Source organism: Robinsoniella sp. (genome assembly GCF_034124845.1).
Map to the genome: position 1 here is coordinate 14,166 of NZ_JAWYAJ010000028.1, position 6,074 is coordinate 20,239.

General features: G+C 41.2%; 7 protein-coding genes and 1 tRNA gene. 2 read left to right on the plus strand and 6 right to left on the minus strand.

The features are described from left to right. Positions 1 to 465: 465 nt before the first annotated feature. Positions 466 to 1,107, plus strand: a complete 642-nt coding sequence (locus tag ACH2DQ_RS01495; protein ID WP_394913932.1) for a GDSL-type esterase/lipase family protein — start codon at positions 466 to 468, stop codon at positions 1,105 to 1,107. 186 nt (positions 1,108 to 1,293) lie between these two features. On the opposite strand, the gene ACH2DQ_RS01500 is transcribed toward ACH2DQ_RS01495, so the two are convergent. The 5 genes from ACH2DQ_RS01500 to ACH2DQ_RS01520 form a co-directional block, all read right to left on the minus strand. Next, a complete protein-coding gene (locus ACH2DQ_RS01500) occupies positions 1,294 to 2,463 on the minus strand; it encodes a GH25 family lysozyme (protein WP_395025228.1) in 1,170 nt (389 codons plus the stop codon). Between the two features lie 312 nt (positions 2,464 to 2,775). Then, positions 2,776 to 4,068, minus strand: a complete 1,293-nt coding sequence (locus ACH2DQ_RS01505; protein ID WP_394913934.1) for a response regulator — start codon at positions 4,066 to 4,068, stop codon at positions 2,776 to 2,778. 82 nt (positions 4,069 to 4,150) lie between these two features. Further along, on the minus strand, positions 4,151 to 4,393 hold the full coding sequence (locus ACH2DQ_RS01510) for a hypothetical protein (protein WP_394913935.1): 243 nt from the start codon (positions 4,391 to 4,393) through the stop codon (positions 4,151 to 4,153). Between the two features lie 20 nt (positions 4,394 to 4,413). Continuing rightward, positions 4,414 to 5,082, minus strand: coding sequence for an endonuclease III (gene nth / locus ACH2DQ_RS01515; RefSeq protein ID WP_394913936.1), 669 nt, complete (start codon positions 5,080 to 5,082; stop codon positions 4,414 to 4,416). After that, positions 5,079 to 5,345 carry a glutaredoxin family protein gene (locus ACH2DQ_RS01520; RefSeq protein ID WP_394913937.1) on the minus strand — a complete coding sequence of 89 codons (267 nt, stop codon included), beginning with the start codon at positions 5,343 to 5,345 and terminating at the stop codon, positions 5,079 to 5,081. The genes nth and ACH2DQ_RS01520 overlap by 4 nt, the downstream gene beginning before the upstream one ends. Positions 5,346 to 5,539: 194 nt before the next feature. Here ACH2DQ_RS01520 and mutT point away from each other — a divergent pair, with 194 nt between their 5' ends. Then, a complete protein-coding gene (gene mutT, locus ACH2DQ_RS01525; protein WP_394913938.1) occupies positions 5,540 to 5,932 on the plus strand; it encodes an 8-oxo-dGTP diphosphatase MutT in 393 nt (130 codons plus the stop codon). A gap of 68 nt (positions 5,933 to 6,000) precedes the next feature. Here mutT and ACH2DQ_RS01530 read toward each other — a convergent pair. Beyond that, positions 6,001 to 6,073, minus strand: a tRNA-Lys gene (locus ACH2DQ_RS01530). Position 6,074 lies beyond the last annotated feature (1 nt).

The window sequence follows — 6,074 nt, forward strand, 5'->3', positions numbered from 1 at the left end:
CGAAGATATCCGAGCAGCTGTAGAAGAGACAAAATGCTGGTAATCCCCAAATTCAGGATTTCAGCGGCAAACCCTGTCAGTATATATTAAAAACTGCTTTCTGGCAGCTCATAAAGGAAAAGAGCCATATACATGGAAGTAAAACTTCTCTGCATTATGGCTCTTTTGTCCCGATTATTCTATTGTATTAAAAAACGCCCCATGATACACTCTGATTATTCTATTAACATATGTTTTGGCTATCCTATTTACATACGTATATGTTATCCTATTTACATATGTTTTGGTTATTCTATTTACATACGTATATGTTATCCTATTTACATATGTTTTGGTTATTCTATTACATATGTTTATGTTATCCTATTTACATATGTTTTAGTTGTCCTATTTACATTTATTTGTATTATTCTATTTATATACGTTTTGGTATTCTATCTAAATTTATTACGAGGAGGTATTATAATGAAAAAACATATTGTATGCTTCGGAGACTCCAACACTCATGGCTATTGCACCGGGACAAACGGACGCTTTTCCGAAGACGAACGGTGGACATGCCTTTTGGGCAGCTATCTAGGAGATGATTATCTGATCTGCGAGGAAGGACTGAGCGGAAGAACGACGGTCTTTGAAGATCCTCTGTTTGAAGGGTTAAACGGTCTGTCATCAATTTTTCAAAGCCTTATGACCCACGAACCTGTAGATCTTCTCATTCTTATGCTGGGAACAAACGATACGAAGGAACGTTTCAGCTCTAACGCTGAGAACATCGCAAAAGGCATGGAGCGCCTGACCAGAAAAGCCATGTCCGTCACGGATGCCTGGCATCATGATCCCAGGATCTTAATAATTGCCCCAGCTCCCATAGAAGAGGGTTATGAAAATACTTTTATAGCTGATGAAATGGGAAAAGGCTGTGTGGAAAAATCCCGGGCACTGGCTGCTTATTATGAGGACATCGCCAAACGGCTGGGCATCTATTTTCTGGATGCATCCACCATACCGGGAATCCGTATGCATCCAAAGGACCACATGCATCTGGATCAGAGCAGCCATATGCTTCTGGCTAAAAAGCTTGCTTCACTCATACCGGACATGCTGTAGAAATTTTGGGCATTAAAAAGCCCTGCTTCACGACTGCAGGGCTAAAAAGGAAGGAGTTATGAAAAAGTTTATATAACAATTCTTTGTTTGTTATGTTTATATCATAACTTCTAAATGTGTACTTTCAATGATGAACTATTGAACGTTCTATGAAAACTCTGAAAACATTTTATTCATAATGTGACATTAAATTACTGTTACTTTTAGTCTGGTACTTTTCTTATTATAAGTCTCCACTGTTATATGAGTGATACCCTTTTTCTTTGCCCGTACCAGACCTTTTCCTGTCACGGATGCCACCGCCCTGCGCTCTGAGGAATATGTAATCTTATTACTTTGGGACTTTGTAGCTAAGATTGGTTTAATCTGGTATGTTTTGCCTCTCCTCAGCCTAACGGACTTTTTATTTAACTTTATTTTTGCCGGCGCTTTTTTTACTTTCACGGTACATTGGGCTGTCTTCCCACTGCCTGTGGTTACGGTAATCGTTGCACTGCCGGATTTCTTTGCAGTAATTTTACCGGATGAGTTCACCGTTGCCACTCTTTTATTGGATGTGGTGTATCTCTTGGAATCCGTACAACCACTGGGTTTTACAGTAGTTTTCAGCTTATAAGTCTCTTTTACACCCAGAGTTATCTCCGACGTATTCAGACGTATCTGCTCTGCTTCCATAAATGAATAATTCAGATCACAATAACCTCTGTCTGTATTTGCTCCCGGCACTTTTCCTTTGTCTGTATACTGCCACATATCATATGATCCGGAAAATGCCGGCTTTTTAATCCCATAACTGCCTACCCATATTTTAATCCCGGAAAGCTTGGACCAGTCAAAATCATTGGTTAAACGGTAATCAGAGGAATAGATCATTGGCGTATATCCTGCCTTTCTGATTTTATCACAGAAAGCTTTTGCAATTGCAGTGGTATTCTTTTTCCCCTTCTTAAAAGTACCGTTTTGTTCTATATCATAGACTACCGGATACTCAAGCTTCCTCCCTCTTAAAATCTTCAGGCAGTACTCTGCTTCTTTTTTTGCCCCCGCCACGGTGGTGGTACAGCAAAAGTGATAGACGCCGCGCTTGATTCCTGCATTTCCGGCACCATAGTAATTTGCCTCAAACTGCTGATCCAGATCCTCTTCGTAAGTACCTGTCTGCGCACCGTCTCCTGTCTTCAGCATAGCAAATGAATAGCCCTGCTGCTTAACACTGTTCCAGTTTACGTTTCCGTTATACCTGGATACGTCAATCCCCCTGATATTGGATACAGCCGCCTTTGCCGGCAGCGGCAGCAGACATGTAAGGGACAACACAATCAGGTATTTTACAAGATATCTGTGTATTTTTTTCATAACGTTCCTCCTCGTCAGATGCATGTCCCCTGATAGTAATAAAATAATAGTATGATGGGTGGATTACCATTTGGGGTACGCTCAAATATTACATTTGTAGTTTTTTGTTTTCATGTTTATGATACCCTTTATTTTCCATTCTGTCTATAGTAAATTTTTACTATTCTAAGCGGGACTCTCCTGGTGTTTTCCCCGCAGCCTGCTCATCCACTTCCCGGCGGTTTATTCTCTCCTGACCGAATACTTGACTGTATCTGTAAAAACACCGTATCTTCCATTTTTCATAGAAGATACGGTGCTAATCCTATGGTGTTATTTATTTCCGGCATCACTATCCGGTACTTCACATTTTTTATCTCCAATACACTCCGCCATCTGTCGAACTGCCCGGTACACGATATTCTTAACATCCGTAATACTTTTCTGATCATGTATCAGATAGATCGGATCATCTTCTGTCTGGAACAGTTCGTTCAGGCACATGCCAAGTGGATAAATCCCCTTGATACACACCACAATCAATTCGGTACATATCTTTTTATTTATGGACAATGAATTTTTCTTTTGTTCGGAAAATTCCTCATAGATCAAATCCAATACGCTTTCCGCCTCGTCTGCATTCCCGGATTTCAGTGCATTCAGAAGCTGGCGTTCCCGTTTTATGGGAGAATGGTATTGTTCATCCTCAAACATCAGATTACTGATAGACACGATATTATGATTTTCCTCTAAAGTTGTAAAAACCAATGCATTCTTTGCCTGGTTTGCACAGCCATATACACTTTCCAGTCCTTTTTGTATCTCACTGATGCCAATGGTACAGGACAACTGGTACTCCTTCTCCAGACGGTCTGAAACCATCTTTGTCACTTTTTTCATATTTTCATTTAAGATAATATACAAAAGGTTATCTGCAAGATAACTGATCACCAGCATAATTTCCCCCGGCAGATAATTCACCGCTGCTGCATCGAAATGATATTTCCGAAAACACTCTTCTATCATATGAACAATGGGGTCTGACAGGGCTTCCTGCTCCTCTACCCGAATTAAAATCACCTGGTATTTTGTACGCTCGCCATGCCCCGTCAGCTTCCGGTAATCCTGTATGACTTTATCCTGGACAGGGATCTGCATAATCAGCTGCTGAAATAGCCCGATGGTCAGCATATCCTGATCCTGGTGCGGTTCCTGGCACATTTCCTTTACCCATTCCATACGTCGTTTGCTCTCTTCAATCCGGCAGGATACCCGTTTCACAGCTTCCAGTATCTGCTCTTCCGTTACCGGCTTTGGAAGATATTCCTTTACTCCATAGCGGATCGCTTCCTGGGCATTCTCAAATTCATTATATCCGCTTAAAACAATAAACTTCGTATCTATTCCCATACCGACCGCTTTTTCCATCATTTCCAACCCATCCATTATGGGCATGTCTATGCTGGTAATTACAATATCCGGCAATTCTTTTTGGATGATATCCAGGCCTTGTTTTCCATTTTCTGCTGTTCCAACAAGATTGACTCCACACTGTTCCCAGGGCAATGACTTCTCAAGCCATTCAAGAACAGATTGTTCATCATCTATCAAAGCCATTTTTATCATTATACATACTCCTATCTCATAACAACTAACAATTTACCTCATCCATAATACCAAAGATGACAGAAAAATGCAAAAAAATTCTTCAGCCCACCCAAAAATTAATCTTGTCTTCACTAAATGATATCTTACATCCTCTTTCCCCGAAAAAAGCATCCAAAGCCTGATACATATCCTTATACTGCAGTTCCCCGCTTTCATTTCCAAGTGATTCTATCCAAAAGGACTGTTTGCCGCAGGCATCCCTTATATGTACTTTGAATGCCAATTCCTTTTCTTTCAGCATTTGATTGCAGTCTATGATATCCTGAATTGCGATTATTTTCATCCTTACACCTCTTACTTTTATTACACTGCTTTTGATTTATTACTTTTGTTTAATTGATTTTCAGCCAAATGGAATTCACACCATTCTGATAGTGCACAATTCCCACACATAGGCTTCCTGGCTTTACATACCGCGCGCCCATGACGGATAAGCTGTATATTGATCCTGATCCAGTGATCCTTTGGCAGTACTTCCTGTAATTCCAGTTCCACTTTCAGCGGATCCGAATGATGCGCCCAGCCCAGTTTGTTTGATATCCGGTTCACATGGGTATCCACCGTAATCTCTGGAACACCATAGGCATCTGACATAAAAAGATTGGCGGTCTTTCTTCCTACCCCTGCCAGCTTCATTAATTCCTCACGGTTGTCCGGAACCTGTCCGTTGTACTCTGCCACCAGCTGCTGACAGCATTTTTTCATATTTTTAGCCTTACTGTGGTAAAGCCCGATGGTCTTAATCATTCCTTCCAGCTCCTCAATCTCAGCCTCAGCCATCTCTTCCACTTTCTGATATCTGTCATAAAGTGACGGAAGTACCAAATCTACCTGGGCATCAGTACTCTGGGCGCTCATCATAATTGCCAGAAGCAGCTGCCAGGGCTCTCTGTGAAGAAATCCATCCTTATCCACTCCATACAAATCATCCAATTTATCTAATATTTTTTTTACCTGTATTTTTTTCATCATAACCCCGTCAACGCTTCTTTAAATACTTTTTCCACCTTTTCTTTGGTTGGAACGCCTTCATGCACCTTTTTATCCCCCACATAAAAGGTGGGAACATACCAGTAATCCAAAGATTCTGCAAGCTCTGTTTCCACGGATTCATCTGCGATTCTGACCTCGGTCTTCCCATACTCAGGGTGCTCTGTTTTCAGTTCCTCCATAAGTGCCAGTGCCTTATGGCAATGCGGACAGTCTTTTAAAATCATCATTAAAACTTTTTGCATGGCAGTCTCCTTTTCATCTGTTTTCTTTCACTATACCATAAAGTGACCTTTTTCGCCATATTCACTTGAAGGAAAATGTTATGCTGCGTGTTGCTCTATTTCTGTTATCGTACTTGCGGTTGAGAATGCAGCATTCATTGCATCCCCAAAAAACTCATGATATAATTGAAAATAATAATTTCTCGGAGGTGCTTATGAAAAAGGTTGAAATCGCAACTGCTATTATAATGAAGGATCACAAAATCCTGACTACCCGCAGAGGTTACGGGCAGTTTATAAATCTGTGGGAGTTTCCCGGCGGGAAAATTGAGTCCGGCGAAACCACCGAAGACGCACTGATCCGGGAACTGCAGGAGGAATTAGCCGTGGAAGTAATTCCTGAAAAACTGTTTATGACAACAGAATACGACTATCCTGATTTTCATCTGACTATGCACTGCTATCTATGCAGTATAAAAAAAGGCACCATTACGCTCCTGGAGCATAATGGTGCAAAATGGCTGGATAAAGATCATCTGGATACCGTAGAATGGCTGCCGGCTAATCACCCCGTTATTAACGGACTGAGGGAAATGCTTTCCCTCTGATCTATTTCATTTCAGGCAATAAAAAACACCAGCCCCAAGGCTCATACGTCCAAAAAGCTAGTGTTTAGTGCGCCTTCAGGGGCTCGAACCCTGGACACCCTGATTAAGAGTCAGGTGCTCTACCAGCTGAGCTAAAAGCGCT